Source organism: Variovorax sp. GW531-E2, from assembly GCF_059423125.1.
On the sequence record NZ_JBWKXQ010000075.1, the window covers coordinates 1 to 20,032 of the forward strand.

At 68.2% G+C, this 20,032-nt stretch carries 19 protein-coding genes and 1 tRNA gene; 13 read left to right on the top strand and 7 right to left on the bottom strand.

Annotated elements, in window-relative coordinates; genetic code table 11:
• Positions 1–8: 8 nt before the first annotated feature.
• Positions 9–626, bottom strand: coding sequence for a YjbF family lipoprotein (locus AC07XP_RS28720; RefSeq protein ID WP_495266575.1), 618 nt, complete (start codon positions 624–626; stop codon positions 9–11).
• Positions 627–1,549: 923 nt separating this feature from the next.
• Between AC07XP_RS28720 and AC07XP_RS28725 the strand changes: the two genes are divergently transcribed.
• The 7 genes from AC07XP_RS28725 (at position 1,550) to AC07XP_RS28755 (ending at position 6,816) form a co-directional block, all read left to right on the top strand.
• On the top strand, positions 1,550–2,311 hold the full coding sequence (locus tag AC07XP_RS28725; RefSeq protein ID WP_495266576.1) for a response regulator transcription factor: 762 nt from the start codon (positions 1,550–1,552) through the stop codon (positions 2,309–2,311).
• A gap of 160 nt (positions 2,312–2,471) precedes the next feature.
• Positions 2,472–3,089, top strand: a complete 618-nt coding sequence (gene petA / locus AC07XP_RS28730; protein ID WP_062473677.1) for a ubiquinol-cytochrome c reductase iron-sulfur subunit — start codon at positions 2,472–2,474, stop codon at positions 3,087–3,089.
• Positions 3,090–3,103: 14 nt separating this feature from the next.
• The gene (locus tag AC07XP_RS28735; protein ID WP_070059900.1) at positions 3,104–4,540 is read left to right on the top strand and encodes a cytochrome b; all 1,437 of its coding nucleotides are present in this window, start codon (positions 3,104–3,106) and stop codon (positions 4,538–4,540) included.
• A 37-nt stretch (positions 4,541–4,577) separates the two neighbouring features.
• Entirely contained in the window at positions 4,578–5,354 is a 777-nt protein-coding gene (locus AC07XP_RS28740; protein ID WP_062473681.1) for a cytochrome c1, read from the top strand.
• A gap of 95 nt (positions 5,355–5,449) precedes the next feature.
• Complete coding sequence (locus AC07XP_RS28745; protein WP_062473683.1) at positions 5,450–6,061, top strand: glutathione S-transferase N-terminal domain-containing protein; 612 nt, start codon at positions 5,450–5,452, stop codon at positions 6,059–6,061.
• A gap of 41 nt (positions 6,062–6,102) precedes the next feature.
• Positions 6,103–6,681 (top strand): ClpXP protease specificity-enhancing factor, encoded by a 579-nt coding sequence (locus AC07XP_RS28750; RefSeq protein WP_495266577.1) that lies wholly within the window; start codon positions 6,103–6,105, stop codon positions 6,679–6,681.
• A 59-nt stretch (positions 6,682–6,740) separates the two neighbouring features.
• Positions 6,741–6,816 (top strand) — tRNA-Thr (locus AC07XP_RS28755).
• A gap of 105 nt (positions 6,817–6,921) precedes the next feature.
• Here the strand turns inward: AC07XP_RS28755 and AC07XP_RS28760 are convergent.
• Both AC07XP_RS28760 and AC07XP_RS28765 read right to left on the bottom strand, forming a co-directional pair.
• A complete protein-coding gene (locus AC07XP_RS28760) occupies positions 6,922–7,737 on the bottom strand; it encodes a class I SAM-dependent methyltransferase (RefSeq protein ID WP_495266578.1) in 816 nt (271 codons plus the stop codon).
• Positions 7,734–8,123, bottom strand: coding sequence for a cupin domain-containing protein (locus tag AC07XP_RS28765; RefSeq protein WP_307697119.1), 390 nt, complete (start codon positions 8,121–8,123; stop codon positions 7,734–7,736). The genes AC07XP_RS28760 and AC07XP_RS28765 overlap by 4 nt, the downstream gene beginning before the upstream one ends.
• A 141-nt stretch (positions 8,124–8,264) precedes the next feature.
• On the opposite strand from AC07XP_RS28765, the gene AC07XP_RS28770 reads away from it, so the two are divergent.
• Positions 8,265–11,411: an ATP-binding protein gene (locus tag AC07XP_RS28770; RefSeq protein WP_495266579.1), complete on the top strand. Its 3,147-nt coding sequence runs from the start codon at positions 8,265–8,267 to the stop codon at positions 11,409–11,411.
• 67 nt (positions 11,412–11,478) lie between these two features.
• On the opposite strand, the gene AC07XP_RS28775 is transcribed toward AC07XP_RS28770, so the two are convergent.
• The 4 genes from AC07XP_RS28775 to AC07XP_RS28790 form a co-directional block, all read right to left on the bottom strand.
• Entirely contained in the window at positions 11,479–11,826 is a 348-nt protein-coding gene (locus tag AC07XP_RS28775; protein WP_495266580.1) for a zinc ribbon domain-containing protein YjdM, read from the bottom strand.
• Between the two features lie 89 nt (positions 11,827–11,915).
• Entirely contained in the window at positions 11,916–12,509 is a 594-nt protein-coding gene (locus AC07XP_RS28780) for a hypothetical protein (protein ID WP_495266581.1), read from the bottom strand.
• 49 nt (positions 12,510–12,558) lie between these two features.
• Positions 12,559–14,280 (bottom strand): single-stranded-DNA-specific exonuclease RecJ, encoded by a 1,722-nt coding sequence (gene recJ / locus AC07XP_RS28785; protein ID WP_095950947.1) that lies wholly within the window; start codon positions 14,278–14,280, stop codon positions 12,559–12,561.
• Entirely contained in the window at positions 14,277–15,254 is a 978-nt protein-coding gene (locus AC07XP_RS28790) for a hypothetical protein (protein ID WP_495266582.1), read from the bottom strand. The genes recJ and AC07XP_RS28790 overlap by 4 nt, the downstream gene beginning before the upstream one ends.
• A gap of 123 nt (positions 15,255–15,377) precedes the next feature.
• Between AC07XP_RS28790 and AC07XP_RS28795 the strand changes: the two genes are divergently transcribed.
• The 5 genes from AC07XP_RS28795 (at position 15,378) to AC07XP_RS28815 (ending at position 19,943) form a co-directional block, all read left to right on the top strand.
• Positions 15,378–16,634 carry a lipoprotein-releasing ABC transporter permease subunit gene (locus AC07XP_RS28795; RefSeq protein WP_095743837.1) on the top strand — a complete coding sequence of 419 codons (1,257 nt, stop codon included), beginning with the start codon at positions 15,378–15,380 and terminating at the stop codon, positions 16,632–16,634.
• On the top strand, positions 16,627–17,304 hold the full coding sequence (lolD, locus tag AC07XP_RS28800) for a lipoprotein-releasing ABC transporter ATP-binding protein LolD (protein WP_390346302.1): 678 nt from the start codon (positions 16,627–16,629) through the stop codon (positions 17,302–17,304). The genes AC07XP_RS28795 and lolD overlap by 8 nt, the downstream gene beginning before the upstream one ends.
• Positions 17,305–17,539: 235 nt before the next feature.
• Entirely contained in the window at positions 17,540–18,298 is a 759-nt protein-coding gene (locus AC07XP_RS28805; RefSeq protein ID WP_495266583.1) for a TonB-dependent outer membrane receptor, read from the top strand.
• Positions 18,299–18,305: 7 nt separating this feature from the next.
• A complete protein-coding gene (locus AC07XP_RS28810) occupies positions 18,306–18,824 on the top strand; it encodes an RNA polymerase sigma factor (RefSeq protein WP_495266584.1) in 519 nt (172 codons plus the stop codon).
• A gap of 99 nt (positions 18,825–18,923) precedes the next feature.
• Positions 18,924–19,943 (top strand): FecR family protein, encoded by a 1,020-nt coding sequence (locus AC07XP_RS28815; RefSeq protein WP_495266585.1) that lies wholly within the window; start codon positions 18,924–18,926, stop codon positions 19,941–19,943.
• Positions 19,944–20,032: the final 89 nt, after the last annotated feature.

Here is a 20,032-nt window from a genome sequence, read left to right on the forward strand (position 1 = left end):
GAGGGGGCTCATGTACCAGCGCGCGCCGCGGTGCCGGCTGCTGGTGCGGGGGGTGTCCACTGTTCGAAGCTCATGCAGAGGTCGCGGGAAATACATTGCTCCGAATACACGACCTGAGGGGCGCCAGAAGCAAATGAAACGCCGAAGCGGGCGGGAGGAACGGAGGCTGTCGCAGGGCGGGACACGCTGCGTTCTTCATACCAGCGCAAGGCGCTTGCGGGCACGCCGGCGAGAGCGCTGTCGGTGGGCGGCGCGATCGATGTGCGCGCGATATCGTCGCGAATGCTGAAGCGATAGCCGGGCATCAGGTCGCGTTCGCGCGCGTAGGTCTGCGTGGTGTTGGCAGTGTGAGCTTGCCAGGCGGGTGGGTTGGCAAGTCGAACGTCGCGCCAGTCGATGGACAGCCCGGTCGTGCCGACCAGTTGACCATTCAGAAGTCGGATGACTTCGCCCGTGCCGCTGTACCAAACCTCGACGGGCCCTTCGGCGCGCTGGTCGATGTAGCCGAGCACCATGTACAGGACGCGCCCTTCGACGGTGGTCCGCAGGTACCGATAGCTGGGATTGAAATTGGGCTGGGTTGCTACAGACTCGCCGCGATACAGCAGGCGAGCCGAATCCAGCATGGCTGAAGTTCCGGAGGAGCAACCGCCAACGCCCAAGAAAAACGTTGCCAAAAGGCAACGTTCTAAGAGTCGCGTGGCGGAAGCAACGCGCGGACTTTTCAGCGAATGCCCTCCTTTCAGGAGGGCAACCAGCATTAACGCGTGCCGGTGGTGCCCGTGCCGGTGGTGCCGGTGCCAGGGACGAAGAAGCCGCCGCCGCCGTTGCCGTTGTTGCTACTACCGAGGGCCAGCATCAGAGCGCCGGTGCCTCCAACAGCGCCCCATTGAGCGGGGGTCAGGCCACCAAGGCCAGCAGCGGTTGCGCTCGGAGCGCCAGCGGGGCCTGGTGCAAATGCGCGAGTGTTGTTGCTTGCGGGCGCAGGGGTAACCTGCGTTTGGGCAAAAGCCGACGAGATTGCCAGGGTGGCAAGGGCGACGGTAGCAACCAGTTTGTTCGTCTTCACAGTGATCCTCTCAAAGGGTTTTTATGCTCTTGACTTGAGGTTAGCAGCATCAGAAGTGTGCCGCAACTAATTTGGCCCGGTGGATGAGGCGTTTGCCACGGCATCCTTGTAACTGCGTATTGCCCCGATTTTTGTGGGTGAGTGTGACGGGCCCATGTGTATCTCAATGCTACGTAACGTTCCGCCCGCGGCAGCCGTAACGACGGCGACTGCCGCGCAGCTCCATCGGCAGGGTCCCGGGCGTTACCGCTGCATTTCTTCAATGAAATCAACGCACTCACCGAGCCATCGTTGTGACGGGCCGCATGGCCGCCTCCCAGGCATCGTTCCTGCAGTACCCTGAAACGAAAGTTGACATTCAAGGTAGGCCGCGGGGCACAACAAGGGGATATGCGTGGTTCGATTGTCTGAAAGTGGGGTGACGGAGGGTGTGCGAGTGTGCGGGCCCGTGGCCGACGGAGTGATCGGAGGCGTCTGCTCATGATGAATCACCTGTCCGCCAGCAGCGCACACTCGGCGCCGGCACTCACCGGCCGGTACGCCGCCTTGGGCTGTGCCTTCTTCGGTGCCCTGATCGTTGAGGGCGACCTGGCCCTGGCCGACCGCATGCGACGCCTTCTTTGCGATCTGGCCCCAGGTCGCCGCGTCGTGATCGCCTCCACGCATGCGGAGGCGATCCATCTGCTGGCCGCGTTGCCCTACGACCTGGTGCTGGTCGACATGCACCTCACTGATGACGGCGGTGTCGCGCTCCTGTCGCACCTGCGGCGTACCTACCCGCAGATCGACGCCATCGCCATGTCGAAGGACGACGACCGCCTGCTGGTCGAGGCCGCAATCTCGTCAGGAGCCTCCGGCTACCTGCTGACGAGCGCCGACGATGTTGAGCTCTCTTTCTTGCTGCGTTCGATCGAGCGCGGCGGTTCGCCGATGGACGCACGCGTCGCGCGTCGCGTCCTCGGCCTGATTGCGGCGTCCGCGAAACCGGAGGGTGTCGAGTCCGCATTGCGCGACGGCGACACGGTCTCGCCCCCGATGCCTGCTCCCGGGCTGCTGTCACCTCGGGAGCTCAATGTGCTGCGCCTGATCGCGCAAGGCTGGAGCAATCGGCAGATTGCCGAAGCGATCTGCCTCTCGATCAACACGGTCGAGTTCCACGCCAAGCGGATCTACCGCAAGCTGGCCGTCAAGTCGCGAACCCAGGCCGTTCGGCAGGCGACCCAGTACGGGCTGCTGAGCTGAGCGCCAAGGGCCGTCGCGTGCTGTCGCGCACGTGCTGCGGCGCCGTGCGCACGCGCGGCAATCATTGAAAAACCCTTTTGCGCCCCGCTACAATCTCGGGTTGACCTTGCTGCGGCGAAGGTCAGCCCCTGCTCCAGCGAAGAAGACTTAGAGGATCCCCATGAGTGACATGACCTCCGGCTCGCCCCGGATCGACACAAGCAAGCGGACGTGGTTGATCGCATCCAGCTGTGCCGGCGTAGCGGGCGGCGTGGCCACCGCAATCCCTTTTGTGAGCACATTCCAGCCGTCCGAAAAGGCCAAGGCCGCGGGCGCCGCGGTCGAAGTGGACATCTCGGCCCTCAAGGTCGGCGAGAAGATCACCGTCGAATGGCGCGGCAAGCCGGTCTGGATCCTCAAGCGCAGCCCTGACCAGGTCGCCGAGCTCGCCAAGCTGGACGGCCAGCTCGCCGATCCGCTCTCCAAGCGTCACCCCGACGAATTCACGCCCAAGTACGCACAGAACGGCCATCGTTCGATCAAGCCCGATGTGCTGGTCGTGGTCGGCATCTGCACCCACCTCGGCTGCTCGCCGGTCGACCGCCTGCAGGCCGGTCCGCAACCCTCGCTGCCGAACGACTGGGAGGGCGGCTTCCTCTGCCCTTGCCACGGTTCCACGTTCGACCTCGCTGGTCGCGTCTTCAAGAACAAGCCCGCTCCTGACAACCTCCCTGTGCCTCCGCACATGTACCTGTCCGACACGCGCCTGCTCATCGGCGACGACAGCAAGAAGGCCTGAGGGAGACCACGAACATGGCTGAATTTCACGAAGTTTCCCCCAACGCCCCCGCCGGCGAGAAGCTGCTCAACTGGGTCGACAACCGCTTCCCGCTGACCAAGCTCTGGAACGACCAGTGGGGCAAGTACTACGCGCCGAAGAATTTCAACTTCTGGTACATCTTCGGCTCGCTCGCGATGCTGGTCCTCGTGATCCAGATCGTGACCGGCATCTTCCTCGTCATGCACTACAAGCCCGACGCGAACCAGGCGTTCGCATCGGTCGAGTACATCATGCGCGACGTACCCTGGGGCTGGCTCATCCGCTACATCCACTCGACGGGCGCCTCGGCGTTCTTCATCGTGGTGTACCTGCACATGTTCCGCGGCCTCATGTACGGCAGCTACCGCAAGCCGCGCGAGCTGATCTGGGTGTTCGGCTGCGCGATCTTCCTGTGCCTGATGGCCGAAGCCTTCATGGGCTACCTGCTGCCTTGGGGCCAGATGTCCTACTGGGGCGCCCAGGTGATCGTGAACCTGTTTGCTGCCATCCCCTTCATCGGTCCTGACCTGGCCCTGCTGATCCGCGGTGACTACGTCGTGAGTGACGCCACGCTGAACCGCTTCTTCAGCTTCCACGTCATCGCCGTGCCGCTGGTGCTGCTCGGCCTCGTGGTGGCCCATCTGATCGCGCTGCACGAAGTGGGTTCGAACAACCCCGACGGCATCGAGATCAAGGCCAAGCGCGGTCCCGACGGCCATCCGCTCGACGGCATCCCGTCGCACCCGTACTACACGGTGCACGACATCTTCGGCGTGGTGGTGTTCCTCACGATCTTCTCGGCCGTGATCTTCTTCGCGCCTGAAGCCGGTGGGTACTTCCTGGAGTACAACAACTTCATCCCGGCCGATTCGCTGAAGACGCCGAACCACATCGCCCCGGTCTGGTACTTCACGCCGTTCTATTCGATGCTGCGCGCCACCACCGACGACATGGTCAACGTGTTCGCGCTGATCATCGCCGCGGCCGCCGTCTGGAACTTCATCAAGGGCAAGTCGGGCATGGGCCTGAAGGTTGCCGCCGTGGTCGTGGCTGCCGTCGTGATCTTCCTGCTCAAGACCTTCGACGCCAAGTTCTGGGGCGTGGTCATCATGGGCGGCTCGGTCATCATCCTGTTCTTCCTGCCGTGGCTCGACCACAGCGAAGTCAAGTCGATCCGCTACCGTCCGAGCTGGCACAAGTATGTCTACGGCGTGTTCGTGTTCCTGTTCCTGATCCTGGGCTACCTGGGCATCCAGGCGCCCGGCGTCTGGGGCAACCTGGTCATCGGCTCGTTCGCCCTGGACATCGCCCAGACCATCTCGCAGATCGGCACGCTCTTCTACTTCGGCTTCTTCCTGCTGATGCCGTGGTGGAGCCGCAAGGGCGAATTCAAGACCGTGCCCGAGCGCGTGGTCTTCGCCGCCCATTGATGCGCGCGCAAGTGCAAGAGAGCTTGAGAGAAACACGATGAAGAAAAGAATTTCCGGCTGGCTCGCTGTCATGGGTCTGGCACTGGGCCTGACCTTCTCCGCGGCCGCATCCGCCGAATCGGGCGGTCTGGCGTGGGACAAGTCGCCCAACAAGACCACCGACGTGGCGGCCCTGCAGAACGGCGCCAAGCTGTTCGTCAACTACTGCCTCAACTGCCACTCGGCCGCCTTCATGCGCTACAACCGCCTGCAGGACATCGGCATCAGCGAGCAGCAGATCAAGGACAACCTTCTGTTCACGACCGACAAGGTCGGCGAGACCATGAAGGCCAACATCGACGCGCGCCAGGCCAAGGAATGGTTCGGCACCACGCCGCCCGACCTGACGCTGGTCGCCCGTTCGCGCGCCGGCCACGGCGGCACGGGCCCCGACTACCTGTACACCTTCCTGCGCAGCTTCTACCGCGACGACACCAAGGCCACCGGCTGGAACAACCTGCTGTTCCCGAGCGTCGCCATGCCGAACCCGCTGTGGGAACTGCAGGGCGAGCGCTTGCCGGTGCACGCCAAGGTCGAGCAGCACGGTCATGCCACCGACGTGTTCACGGGCAAGTGGGAGCAAGTGACCCCCGGCACGCTGACCCCGGTGCAGTTCGACAGCGCAGTGGGCGACCTCGTCGGCTATCTGCAGTGGATGGCCGAGCCGGCACAGAACACCCGCGTGCGCATCGGCGTCTGGGTGCTGCTGTTCCTGGCCATGTCGGTGGTTTTCGTATGGCGACTGAACGCCTCGTACTGGAAAGACGTCAAGTAATTCCGTTCACGCCGATCGGGCGCCTCGTGCGTCCGGTCCCACAGAGTGGGTTGCCCAGGCGACCCACTCTTTTTGATTTTTAGGAGTCTCTCGCCATGATGGTCTTGTATTCAGGAACGACCTGCCCCTTCTCCCACCGCTGCCGCTTCGTGTTGTTCGAAAAGGGCATGGACTTCGAGATCCGCGACGTCGATCTCTACAACAAGCCCGAAGACATCAGCGTGATGAATCCGTACGGCCAGGTGCCGATCCTGGTCGAGCGCGACCTGATCCTGTACGAGTCGAACATCATCAACGAGTACATCGACGAGCGCTTCCCGCATCCGCAGCTGATGCCCGGCGACCCGGTCGACCGTGCCCGCGTGCGCCTGTTCCTGCTCAACTTCGAGAAGGAACTGTTCGTGCACGTCGCCACGCTCGAGAACCGCACCGCCAAGGGCAACGAGAAGGCGCTCGAAAAGGCCCGCTCGCACATCCGCGACCGCCTCACGCAGCTCGCGCCCGTGTTCCTCAAGAACAAGTACATGCTGGGCGACAACTTCTCGATGCTCGACGTGGCCATCGCGCCGCTGCTCTGGCGCCTCGACTACTACGGCATCGACCTGAGCAAGAACGCGGCACCGCTGCTGAAGTACGCCGAGCGCATCTTCTCGCGCCCGGCCTACATCGAAGCACTGACGCCTTCCGAAAAGGTCATGCGAAAGTAAGTAAGCTGCGTGCTTGCTTCCTTCGTTTTTCGCCGTCCTTCATGATCAACGCGCTCGAGTCCTCTTCCACCCGCCCGTACCTCATCCGGGCGCTGTACGAGTGGTGCACCGACAACGGGTTCACGCCCTATGTCGCGGTGCTGGTCGACGACACCGTCCAGGTGCCGCGCGAGTACGTGAAGAACGGCGAGATCGTGCTGAACATCAGCTTCGACGCGACCAGCTCGCTGAAGCTGGGCAACGACTTCATCGAGTTCAAGGCCCGCTTTGCAGGCACGGCGCGCGAGATCAGCGTGCCGGTCGGCCGCGTGATCGCGATCTACGCCCGTGAGAACGGCCAGGGCATGGCGTTCCCGGCCCCCGTGCCAGCCGCCACCACGTCCGACGATGGCGATGACGTCGCCTCGGCCGCGGCTTCGCCGAACAGCGCGCCGCGCATGCCGCTGCGCGATGCCTCGCGCGGCACCGAAGGCGACGCCAGCAAGGTGTTCCACCTGGTGACGGGCGAAGAGGGCGACGAGACGGTCGACGCCGGCTCGGCGCCTTCCGACCCGACCGACGAGCCGCCGCGCCCACCGGCCGGTGGCGGCACCCGGCCGTCGCTCAAGCGCGTCAAGTGACGACGCGGTCGGCCCCAAAGCCGGCCGCTTAGAATCGTCGCCAGCACTGCTTTCTTTCAGCCGCTTTAGCTCAATTGGTAGAGCACCCGCCTTGTAAGCGGAAGGTCGTCAGTTCGATTCCGACAAGCGGCACCAATCAAAAAAGCCCGACAACGTCCTGCGTTGCCGGGCTTTTTCTTTGTCTCCCTCGACCTGTCCGGCGGTCCGGAGCGGCCGCAGAAGGCGACGGGACACCGCGGATCAGCCCACGTCCACCGTCACCCGCAGGAACGTCGCGGCGATCAGGCAGGTGTTGGGGTACTGGCTCTGGTTCTGGCTCTGGAACAGCGTCACCAGTTCCGTGCGCAGTTCGTCGGTGCGCCCCGCCTGGGCTGCCGCGTCGAATGCGTTCATGGTCGGCCCGTAGAACTGCCGGAAGGTGTCGACGAACTCTGCCGGTGAACCCTTGAAGTCGAAGATGTAGCTGTCGCGTTCCCAGCTGATGGCCTCCGAAGCGACGCCCGCCGCGCCAAAGCGCTCGATGATGTTCGGGGTCGAGCCCCAGCCCATCGGGCTCACAAAACCTTCGGGCGGCGGGGGCGCATACGACGAGCTGATCTTCAGGATCTGTGCCACCAGCGTCGGGTCGTTCGGGATCCAGTTGCCCATGAGGATGCGGCCGCCCGGACGCGTGACACGCACCATCTCCCGTGCCACGTCGAAGGGCTTGGGCGCGAACATGGCGCCGAACATGCTGATGACGAGGTCGAAGGACTTGTTCTCCAGCCGCAGCTCGCAGGCGTCCCCTTCCTCGAACCGGCAGCTGGCCGACAGCCCGGCCTGGGCCGCCCGCCGGTTGCCCGCGGCGACCAGGTTGGCGGCGATGTCCACGCCCAGCACCTGCGCGCCGAGTTTCGCGGCCGGGATGGCGGTGTTGCCGTCGCCACAGCCGAGGTCCAGCACCTTCATGCCGGGCGTGATGCGGGCGTGCCGCACGACGTCTTCACCGCTCTCGCGCATGCTCTCGGCGATGCGGGTGAAGTCGCCTTTTTCCCAGAGGGCCTTGTTCGGGTTCATGACTTCACCTTCTCGATCATGTGGTCGATCACGTGCGTGTGCTCGTGTTGCGGGCTGAACATCACGATCTCCGCGTCGGCGTCGACCTTGACGTTGTGGCCGGGCGGCCAATAGAACAGGTCGTTGGTCTTCACGGTCTCCTGCTCCCCGGCATCGTCGGTGGTGGTGATCTGGCCCTTGAGCACGAACCCCCAGTGCGGGCACTGGCAGGAGTTGTGGTTGTTCAGGCCCTGGAAGAGCGGCGTCGTGTCGACGCCCGCCGACAGCGTGAAGTACTCGCCGCTGATCTTGCTGTAGCCGGTCGCGTCGCCGAAATTCAAACGCTGCCGGATCAGGGCACCGGGAATTTCCATCTTCACGTCGACGGCGTCTTTTGCGATATGCATGAGGTACTCCTTGAGGGTCCGCGGGCGCGAGGGTGGTGCGTCTATTCGTTGCACCCGCCAGATTCGATAGACGGCATACTGATGCTCCACGCTTGGCGTTCCTGAAACGTTCCCGGCCCGTGCCGGGGGAAAGGAATCGCGATGTCGCCCCCACCGACTCCGCCGTCCGAAGCCGTGTCGATCCGGCTGCTGGGCCCGTTCCACCTGAGCGTGGCCGGCGACGACCCGCAGATTCCACCAGTGCCGCTGACCCGGCGCGCCGCCGAGCTGCTGCAGCTGCTGGCATTGCAGCCCGGACGCAGCCTGGCGAACGAGCAGGTGGTGGAAGCCCTGTGGCCGCACCTGGACCCCGACGCCGGCAGCGCCAACCTGCGCAAGGCCGCGCACCACGCGCGCCAGTTCATCGGCCAGCCCGACGCCCTGGTGCTGCGAGGCGGCCGCGTTTTCCTGCTGCCCGACCAGGCGGTGGCATGCGACGCCGAGCGGTTCGAGCGCGCAGCGGACGAGGCCCTGCACAGCGGCGATCCGCAGGCCTGCAAGGCGGCCGCGCAGCTCTACGGCGGCGACCTCCTGCCGGACGCCCGCTACGAAGCCTGGACCGAGGCGCCGCGCCAGCGGTTGCGCGACAAGTTCCTGCGGTTGCTGCGCCAGACCGGCGACCTGGAACGGCTGGTGCGCGAAGACCCCACCGACGAGGCAGCCCATGTCCAGTTGATGCGCGAGGAACTGGCGGCCGGGCGGCGCTCTTCGGCGCTGCGCTGGTACGGCCACTTGCGCGACCATCTGCAGACCCTGGACATGCGCCCCGGCCCGTCGGCCGAAGCGCTGTACCGCGAATGCGTGGCGGGCCTGGAGGGCGCCGCGCCGCGTTTTGTCGGCCGTGCCATGGAGCTGGTGCGTGTCCTGGGGTGGCTGCGCGCCAGCCTCGCGGGCCGTCCGGGGGGCGCGGTGGTGCGCGCACCGGCAGGAATGGGCAAGACCGCGTTCTGCCGCCGCGTCGCCGAAGAAGCGCGGGGCCTGGGCTGGCAGGTGCGCTCGTTGCAGGCCGGCGACTGGACCCGGCCCTACGGCATCGCGGCCGACCTGGTGGAGCCCTTGCTCGGCGAGCTGCCCGACGCGGCGCAGGCCATCGGTGCGCACGCTCAGGCTGTGCTGGCGCAGATGACCGCCTCGGGCGACGTAAAGCCGCTGGCCCTGCCGCTCGGGCGCCACCAGATGGTGGGCGCCGTGCGCCGGCTGCTGCTGGCCACCGCCGCGCAAAAGCCGGTGCTGCTCATCGTCGACGATGCGCACGCGGCGGACGACGCGAGCGCCCAGGCGCTGACGCAACTGGCGGCAAGCGGCCCCCCGGTGTTCGTGCTGCTCGCGTGCCGGCACGCACTGCCGCCCCTGCTGGACCGGAACACCTCACGCTTGCAGCGTGCCGGCCAGCTGGAGGCCCTTGAACTGGGCCCGCTGTCCGAGGAGGAAGCGGCGCTGCTCGCGGCCCGTTCGGCCGACGCACCGATGACGGGCGAGGCCGCCACCGCCATCGCCCGTCGTGCCGAAGGCCTGCCGTTTGCCGTGGTCGAGCTCGCGCGCGGTACCACCACGTCGGACGGCGCCACGGCGGTAATGTCCCGCAGCCTGTCGTCGGCCCTGGCCGAACGCCTGTGCGACCTGGACCCCGGCGCGACGGAGGCCCTGCGCCGGTTGGCCCTGTCGGCCGAAGATTTCGACGTGGCCACGGCCGTGGCGCTGGCCGCCGACGAAGGCCACGACGCGTTGGCGCGACTCGACCAGGCGCTGGCCGCAGGCGTGCTGGTGGTGGCCGACGGCCGCTACCGCTTCCGCCACGCCCTCGTGCGGGACGCGCTGGCCGAAGGCATCCCGCCGCACCGGCGTGTGCTGCTGCATCGCGATGTGGCGGTGCGGCTCGCGCAGGGCGGTGCGGCACCAGGCCTGGTGGGCCATCACTGGCTCGCCGCGGGCGACGCCGAGCAGGCGATGCCGTGTGCGCTGGCGGCTGCGCGCCAGGCCTTTCGCCTCGGCGCCTACGAGGACGTGTTGCGCCACGTCGAGCCGCTGCTCGTGCACCGGGCGGCGCAGCCGGAAGCATTGGCGCTGCGTGCCGAGTCCCTGGACGCGCTGGGCCGGCCCGGCACGTTGGCCGCCTACGATGCGGCCGCCGCCGTCGCTGCGGAGGCGCTGTCCCACGAACTGCGCGCCAAGCGGGCCTTGGCGCAAGTGAAGATGAGCGATCCGCCCGGTGCCCTGCAGTACCTGAAGGACGTGCATCCCACCACGGTGGCGGGGCGCCTCGCCGAAGCGCTGGCCTACAGCGGCGCGGCGGCCCTGGGCTTCGGGGACCCCGCCGAAGGCACGCGCCGCTCGGCCGAAGTGCGCCGGATCGCCCTGGAGACGGGCGACGAAGGCACGCTCGTGATCGCCTCCTGGTCACAGGCCGCGGCGGCACACGCGCGCGGTGATCTGCACGGCAGCGTGTGGGCCGACCTCAAGGAGACGAGCCACCTGCCGCAGCTGGCGGTGCGCGTGTTCGACGGCCATCTGTGCATCACGCAGCGCTTCCTGTACGGCTCGCGGCCGTACGCCGAGGTCATCGCATTCGCCGATGCGCTGGCCACGGAAGCGCAGCGGCTGGGCGCGGCGCGCGGGCATGCGTTCGCGGTCACGCTGCGCGGCGAGGCCTGGCTGCTCAGCGGCCAGCTCGACGCCGCCGAGCAGGACCTGGTGGCCGGCGGGCGCATGCACCGCGCGATCGGCGGCGCGACCGGCGAAGCGCTGTCGCTGCAGCGCCGCTCCGAACTGGCGATCTACCGCGGGCAGATGGACCGGGCGCGCGGCCTGCTCGACGAAGCGCTCGACGTCGCGCGCCAGTCCGACGTCGGCTTCCACCTGCTGGACCGCATCTACGGCACCCGCATCGCGATGGCCACGCAGCCCGACGCTGCGCTGGGCGTGCTGGAGGAGGCCGAGGCCAACGTGCGCGGCCCGCTGGAAAGCTGCCCCGGCTGCCGCATCACCTTCGCCATCCCGGCCACCATCGCGGCCGCGAGAGCGCACGAGCTGGACCTGGCCGCCAGCCACCAGCAGCAGTCCGAATACCTGGCCAACGTGGTGATGAAGTTGCCGGCCTGGTACGCGTCGCTGCACGAGGCACAGGCCCACATCGAACGGGCCTCGGGCCGTGTCGCTGCCGCGCGCGAAGGCTTCGCCGCGGCGGCGCGGGAGTTCCACGCCTGCGGCCATGCGCTGGACGCCGCGCGCTGCCGGGAGTTGGCCGGCTAGGAAGTCCGCGCGGCACCGGCGTGACGAACGGACAGCGAGACGCTGCGCCGCATGAGCCAGGCCGGTCTCACGCCTTGCGCACGAATTCCGACTTCAGCTTCATCGCGCCAATGCCGTCGATCTTGCAATCGATGTCGTGGTCGCCCTCGATCAGGCGGATGTTCTTCGCCTTGGTGCCGACCTTCACGACCAGCGACGAGCCCTTGACCTTGAGGTCCTTGATGACGGTGACGGTGTCGCCGTCGTTCAGCACGTTGCCGACCGAATCCTTGATGACCCGCCCCTCATCGGCTGCGCTTTCGGCGGCAGCGCCCGAGGCGGACCATTCGTGAGCGCATTCGGGGCAGACAAGGTTGAGGCCGTCTTCGTAGGTGAATTCCGAATGGCATTGGGGGCAAGGGGGCAGGGTGCTCACGGCGGTAGGTGGGGTCCGTATCGGTTGAAGGACGTGGATACTAGCCTGCCCTCATGGACGCAGGTCCTGTTCCTGTTGGCCGCAGCGGCTCAATCCAAGGTGTCGAAGAGCCGGAAGATCCACGACAGCTGGTACGCCAGCGTGCCCGCAACGAAGGCCGTGTGAAAGCGCGGGTTGGCCGACCGGGCCGCCGCGACGCACAGGCCCACGAGGATGGGCGTGCGGATGAGGTACTCCATCGCAAAGCGGGCGAAGTGCGCCTCGCCCTTGATCAGCGTGTCGACCACGTCAAGCAGGTAGGTGGCGGCCAGCAAGCCGAAGAACCACGCGCGGCGGGCGTAGAAGTAGTCGCGGTAGCTCGCGTAGTCCTGCATGCTGTCGGGAAAGAGCAGCGCGCACAGCAGGAAGAGCAGGATCGCGTAGCTGACGATGAAGGCGTAGGTGCCGAAGGTCCAGCTGTCGATCTGGTACAGGCCGAACTCCCACCACCAGAAATGCACCAGCGCCAGCAGCACCGAGGCGACCCAGGCCAGGTGCACGGCATAGAGCCGGTACTGCGTCGGGTGCTGCACGATGCGTGCGACGCCCGACAGCAGCCGGGTCACGCCCAGGCCGATGACCATGCCCATCACGACGCGGATGTGCGGAAAGATGTCGTGGGCCGAGATGGCTTCTTGCTGCATGCGAGAGTGCCCGGTCGAATGGATGGGCCTCCAGTCTAGGCCGCCCGCGTCACACCTCCGCGCCTTCGACCAGAAAGCGCAGCCGGCGCACCCCTTGCCACTCGTCCGCATCCAGCCGGAACGCCAGCTTCACGCGCGGCGGCAGCGGCTCGGTGTGGCTGAACCAGATCGCGTCGATGGGCTGGCCCTGGTGCTTGAGCTTGAGCGCCAGGTGCTTCTCGCCCACCAGCCGCTGCGACACCACCTCGACCTCTTCGCTGAAGGTGGGCGGCGCGAAGCCCTGGCCCCAGACCTCGCGGTGCAGCGTGTCGACGAGGTCGATGCGCATGTACTCGCGCGCGATGGGCCCGTCGGTCTCGATCTGGCGCGTGAGCGCGGCCTCGGCCAGCCATTCGCCGGCGACCTGGGCCAGCGCGCGCTCGAAGACGGGAAAGTGCTCGCGCGCCACGGTGCAGCCTGCGGCCATCGCGTGGCCGCCGAAGCGCAGCAGCACGCCGGGGTGGCGCTTGGCCACGAGGTCGAGCGCATCGCGCAGATGAAAGCCCGGGATCGATCGGCCCGAGCCCTTCAGCTCCTGCTCCTTGCCCGGCGCCGCGCTGGCCGCGAACACGAAGGTCGGGCGGTGGAAGCGGTCCTTGATGCGCGAGGCCACGATGCCCACCACGCCTTCGTGGAAGTCCGCGCCGAACACGCTGATGGCCGGCGGCGGCGCTTCCACGCCTTCGCCATCGGCCGCGAACAGCGATTCGGCCAGCAGCAGCGCCTGGTCGCGCATGCCGCCCTCGATGTCGCGCCGCTCGCGGTTGATGCCATCGAGCATGCGCGCGAGTTCGTCGGCGCGGCCGGCGTCGTCGGTCAGCAGGCACTCGATGCCCAGCGTCATGTCGGCCAGCCGGCCGGCCGCGTTGATGCGCGGGCCGAGGGCAAAGCCGAAGTCGAAAGTGGTCGCGGCCGAGGCGGTGCGCCCCGCGGCCTTGAACAGCGCCGCCACGCCGGCGGGCATCGCGCCCGCGCGGATGCGGCGCAGGCCCTGCGCCACGAGGCGGCGGTTGTTGGCGTCGAGCTTCACCACGTCGGCCACGGTGCCCAGCGCCACCAGCGGCAGCAGTGCATCGAGCTTGGGTTGCGTGGCGGTGTCGAACACGCCGCGCGTGCGCAGTTCGGAGCGCAGCGCGAGCAGCACATAGAACATCACGCCGACGCCGGCGATGCTCTTGCTTTCGAACTCGCAGCCGGGCTGGTTCGGGTTGACCATCACGTCGGCCAGGGGCAGTTCGGGGCCGGGCAGGTGGTGGTCGGTCACCAGCACCTGCAGGCCGCGCGCCTTGGCGGCGGCCACGCCCTCGACGCTGGCGATGCCGTTGTCGACGGTGATCAGCATGTCGGCGCCGGCCGCAGCCACGCGCTCGGCGATGGGCGGCGTCAGGCCGTAGCCGTCCACCACGCGGTCGGGCACGAGGTAGCTCACGTTCTTGCCGCCCAGCAGGCGCAGGCCGCGCACGCCGACCGCGCAGGCGGTGGCGCCGTCGCAGTCGTAGTCGGCCACGATGCACAGGCGCTTGTCCTGTGCGATGGCGTCGGCCAGCAGCACGGCGGCTTCGCGCGTGCCGCGCAGCGTGTCGGGCGGCAGCAGGCGCGCGAGCCCGTCGTCGAGCTCGTCCTTGCCGCGCACGCCGCGCGCGGCAAAGAGGCGCGCCAGCAGCGGGTGCACGCCGGCCTGTTCCAGCGCCCAGACGGTGCGCGGCGGGATGTCCCGGGCAATGATCTTCATAGGGACTCCAGCACCTGGGTGGCGCGGTTGCGGTCGAACAGGCCCTTGGCCCAGCGGGCGAGGCCGCGCGGCTGCACGGTGAAAAGCTGCGCACCGCGGTCGCCGCACAGCGAGAGCGCCACGTCGGCGCCGCGCGTCAGCTCAGCGAGCAGGCCGGCGACGGCGCCCGCATCCAAGGCCTGCCAGGCGGCGGCCCAGGCCAGGCCGTCGTCGCGCAGCGCGGCGTCGCGCAGCGCGAGGTCGACGACCGGCGTGCGCGAAAGGGGCGGCGAGGGCAGGTCGCCGTCCTTCAGGACGCCGGTGCCGCTGAGCCAGAACGAATTGATCGGCGGCACGCCGCGCGCGGTGCGTTCGTCGTTCACGCGCTGCGTGTACAGCAGCATCTGCATCTCGTTCTGCAGCCGGCGCAGCGGCCGCGAGGCATCGCCCAGCGGCGACCACTGCGAAATGGGGTACCCCACTGCGCGGTCGATGGAGGCCGTGGCCAGCCCGTCGAAGATGGGCGCGCGCGCGAGCCAGCGGCCGGGCGTGTCGGAGGGGTAGAGCGCGATGCCGTCTTCCTCGAAGAACGGGTCTGCAACGGCCAGCAGGGCCATCGATTCGGCGGCGTCGATCTCGATGCCGCTCGGGTCGCCCAGCGCCACGTCGTCGATGCCGACCTGCCAGTTGCACAGCGTCACCTGGCCCCAGGCCTCGTGATCGCCGGGCGCGGCCAGGCCGGTCTTGCGGGCTTCGAGCGCGGCCCAGGGAATGCAGCCGTCGTCGGCGGGAGGCAGGCCCAGCGCGCGGGCCAGGGCGCGTTCGTGCGGCGGGGAGCGGGTGCTGTCGTCCTGCGTGTCGGTGTCGGCGAGCGTCAGGCGCAGCAGCAGGGTTTCGAGGTTCGGCAGTCGCAGGGTCGCGAGCGCCGCGCGGCAAGCCGGGGAACCGCGGCCGGCAAAGGGAATCAACAGATGACGTGGGAGAGGTTCGGCCATTTCCCTATTGTCCGGGATGCCACAATTCCACCGTATGACCTACCCCCTCGCTCCTCACCCCGAGTATTTGCCGCCCCCCGCGGGTGCGCCCATGCCCCTTGAGGCCACGGGGCGAGGCCGCTGATGCGATTCCCCTACGAACTGCAGCTCGGCTGGCGCTACACGCGCGCGGGCCGTGCCACGCGACGCAACGGCTTCATCTCCTTCATCTCCGGCGTGTCGATGCTCGGTATCGCCCTGGGCGTGGCGGCGCTGATCATCGTGCTCAGCGTGATGAACGGCTTCCAGAAGGAAGTGCGCGACCGCATGCTCAGCGTGGTGTCGCACATCGAGATCTTCTCGCGCGACGGCCAGGCCTTGCAGGACATCGACGCCATCATGGCCGACGCCCGCAAGAACCCCGAGGTGATCGGCGCGGCGCCTTTCATCAACACGCAGGCGCTGATCGCGCGCGGCGAAGACATGAAGGGCGCGATCGTGCGCGGCATCGACCCCGCGCTCGAGCCCGAGGTCACCGACACCGGCGGCATCGCCAAGGGCGGCACCTTCGACAAGCTGGTGCCGGGCGAGTTCGGCATCGTGCTGGGCATCGAGCTGGCGCGCTCCATGTTCGTGCAGCCCGGCGACCAGGTCACGCTGGTGGCGCCGGGCGGACAGGTCACGCCGGCCGGCGTGGTGCCGCGCCTGAAGCAGTTCACCGTGGTCGGCGTGTTCGACTCGGGCCACTACGAGTACGACTCGGCGCTGGCGATGGTGCACGAGAAAGACGCGGCCAAGGTGTTCCGCCTCGAAGGCCCGACCGGCATCCGCCTCAAGCTGAAAGACCTGCACGAGGCGCGCGAGGTGGCCGACCAGCTCGCCGTCACGCTGCCCGGCCAGTTCCTCATCCGCGACTGGACGCGCCAGAACAAGACCTGGTTCGCGGCCGTGCAGGTCGAGAAACGCATGATGTTCATCATCCTCACGCTGATCGTCGCCGTGGCGGCCTTCAACCTCGTCTCGACGCTGGTGATGACCGTGACCGACAAGCGCGCCGACATCGCCATCCTGCGCACGCTGGGCAGCTCGCCGCGCAGCATCATGGCCATCTTCGTGGTGCAGGGCGCCATGGTGGGCGTGATCGGCACCGTGGGCGGCCTGCTGCTGGGCCTGGGCATCGCCTACAACATCGACGTGATCGTGCCCTTCCTGGAGCAGCTCTTCCACGCCAGCTTCCTGCCCAAGGACATCTACCTGATCAGCAAGATGCCGAGCGATCCGCAGCAAAGCGACATCATGCCGATCGCGGTCATTTCCCTCATCCTGGCCTTCCTGGCCACGCTGTACCCGAGCTGGCGCGCCAGCCGCGTCAATCCTGCCGAGGCCCTGCGCTATGAGTGATGTCGTCCTGAAGGCCCGCGGCCTCACCAAGCGCTTCCACGAAGGCCGCATCGACCTCACCGTGCTGCACGGTGTCGATCTCGACGTGCACGCCGGCGAAACGCTGGCCATCGTCGGCGCGTCCGGCTCCGGCAAGAGCACGCTGCTGCACCTGATGGGCGGGCTCGACGCGCCCACCGCGGGCAAGGTCGAACTGCTCGGCAAGGACATCGCGCATGCCGACCCCGCCGAGCAGGGCCGCTTGCGCAACCATCACCTGGGCTTCGTCTACCAGTTCCATCACCTGCTGCCCGAGTTCAGCGCGCTCGACAACGTCGCGATGCCGCTGAAGATCCGCCGCGTCGAGGCCGGCGAAGCGTCGCAGGCCGCGGCCAAGATCCTCGCCAGCGTGGGCCTGGGCGAACGCCTGCACCACCGGCCGGCCGAGCTGTCGGGCGGCGAGCGCCAGCGCGTGGCCATTGCGCGTGCGTTGGTCACGAAGCCGGCCTGCGTGCTGGCCGACGAGCCCACCGGCAACCTCGACCGCAGCACGGCCGACGCCGTGTTCGCGCTGATGCTCGACCTCGCGCACCGGCACGGCACGGCCTTCGTGATGGTCACGCACGACCAGGACCTGGCCAAGCGCTGCGACCGCGTGCTGCAGCTGGTGGCGGGGCGGCTGGCGGGCTGAGCGTCGGTCAGCCGCTCGAGGGGCGTCCTCGGGCTTCCTGCGGCACACGGGACGCGCGCCGCGCGCTGGGGTGCAGGAAGGTCTGACGTTGCAACGAGACCGTCACACGCCGGTGACAGCATGCAAGTTTCCCGACTGGCGTGCGCTCCTTGCCGACTCGACTTTTTTCCCTGCCATGGCTTTCGCATCCTCACGGCGGGCGTGACGATGCGCGCGGCATCGTTGCGCCGCGAGGGTGAGCGAGGTGCACCCTGGGTTCGCGGGCTCGGCAGGCCGCAGCGCCGCACTCTGCGCGCTCGCGCTGTCGTGGCTGGCCGGCACGGCCTGGGCGAGCGACGGGCCTGCATCACCGCTGCGTGAGGGCGAGGCCCCGGCCGGCGCGGTTCCAGGCACGGGTGACGCCGCACTGGCGTTCGACATTCCCTCGCTTCCCCTGGCCGATGCGCTCAAGCGCTATGCCGCCGTCACGCGGCAGCCTGCACTCTTTCGCAGCGAAATCCTGGCCGGGCTGACGTCCTCCGCGGTGCGCGGGCTTTACGCCCCCGACACCGCGCTTGAACTGTTGCTGGAGGGCACGGGCCTGGTGGCCGAAAAGGTCCGCACGGGTTCGGCCGTCACGCTCGCGCTGAGGCCGGCGCAGGCCCGGGCGGAGGCCCCGCGCGCGGCCAGCCTGGGAAGCCTGGCGGGCTACCCCAGCCTGCTGCAGGCGCGGGTCTGGGAAGCGTTGTGCGGCAATGTGCACACGCGGCCGGGAACGTACCGGTCCTTGTTGCGCTTCGAGGTGGACGAGGCGGGCCAACTGCGTCGGCCGCGCCTGCTCGGCCTGACCGGCGACGCGGCCCGGGACGCCGAGATGCTGGAGGTTCTGCGGGGCGTGCGCCTCGCGCATGCGCCGCCGCCGGACCTGCCGCAGCCCTTGACGCTGCTCATCCTGCCCACCGATGCGCGCGGCGGAACGCGCTGCCGCGAGGCGGCCGGCCGCTCGCCGTCCTGATCTGTCCATGGCCGAAGACGTCCGCCCCGTGCTCATGGACTACCTGTCCAGGCACTACGACGCCCTCAAGCGCCAACTGGGCCGTGCGTTGCGCAATGCAGACCTGGCCGAGGACGCGCTGCACGACACCTGGCTGCGCGTGAACGACCAGGGCGGAAGCGAGGCAGGGCCGATCCAGCGGCCGGGTGGCTATCTCGTGCGCATGGCGTTCAACATTGCGCTGGACATCCAGCGTCGCCAGAGTCGCAACCTGCCTTTCGAAGAAATCGATGCACTGATGGAACTGGCCGACACGGCGCCGGGACCCGCGCGGATCGCCGAGGCGCGTTCGCAGCTGGACGCCGTGATCAAGCTGCTGGACCGCATGCCGGCGCGGCGGCGCGAGGTCGTCGTGCTCGTGCACATGGAGGGACTGACGCAGCCCGAAGTGGCCCGGCGCCTGGGCATTTCCCTGCGCACCGTCGAATACGAACTCAAGCATGCGCACGACTACCTGAGTGCCCGGATGGCCCATGAAAAAAAATAGTTGCGGGATCGGCGCGGCCCGTTCGTCGTACGGAGTGAAGAATCGAATCACCTTGGCGCTCGCAACGGGCCGAGGCCCGGAAGAAGGGTCGCGGCCGTGATGCACGACCCCCTGACGGCACCGGTCGACGATCCCGTCCTCGCGGCCGACACGACGCGGCACGAGGCCTGGGAGTGGCTGCGGCTGCTTCATTCGGGTGCCGTCAAGCCGCAGGACGCCCGGCGCTTCAAGCACTGGCTGGCGCGCAGCCCGGCGCACGCGGCGGTCTTCAAGGAGGCCAAGTCGCAATGGGCCGTGCTCGGTCAGGCCTCTGCCGGCGTGCTGCGTACCAATGCCGATGCGGCGGCGTTTCATGCGCGCCACCGGCCCCGGCCGGTGCTCGCGCGCCGCGCTTTCCTCGGTGCGGCAGCGGGCGCGGCGGCCATGGCCGGTGTCGCGGGCGTGGCGGTGTTCCATCCGTCCGCGGGCTTGTGGCCCGCGCCGGCGGGATGGGGCGGCGACTACCGCACCGCCACCGGCGAGCAGCTGGAGGTGGGCCTCACCGAGCGGGTGCAGGTCACCCTGAACACCCAGACCCGCATCCGGCGCCGCACGGTGGACGGCCGGACGACCGGCGTCGACCTGCTCGAGGGAGAGGCCGCGTTCGATCTGTCGTCGGCCAGCGGCGCACGGCCCTTCGGCGTCGTGGCCGGGGCCGGCCGCAGCCTGGCCGAGTCGGGGCGTTTCGAGGTCCGCTACCTGGACGCCAAGGTGTGCGTGACCTGCATCGAAGGCGCGGTGCGCGTGGAGCACCCCGCGGGCGCGCGTGAGCTGCGCGCGCGCCAGCAGACGGTGTACGACGGCACATCGGTGAGCAGCGTGGCGCTGGTCGGCGCTGCCAACCTGTCGGCCTGGCGCAAGGGCGAGCTGGTGTTCACGCAGGCCCGGTTGTCCGACGTGCTCGACGAGATCAACCGCTACCGGCGCGGTCGTGTGGTGCTGATGAACACGGCCGCGCGCAGCCGCCTGGTGACCGGGAGCTTCCACATCGCGTCGCTCGACCTGGCGCTGGTGCAGCTGCAGCATGCCTTCGATCTCGACGCCCGTTCGTTGCCGGGCGGATTGACGGTTCTCAGCTGAATCGGACGGCCGTGGTGCGCGGCCTGAAAAATAAGTTGCGGGGTCGTGGGGCGCCCGTTCGTCGTAGTGCATCGACTCAACTTTCCGGC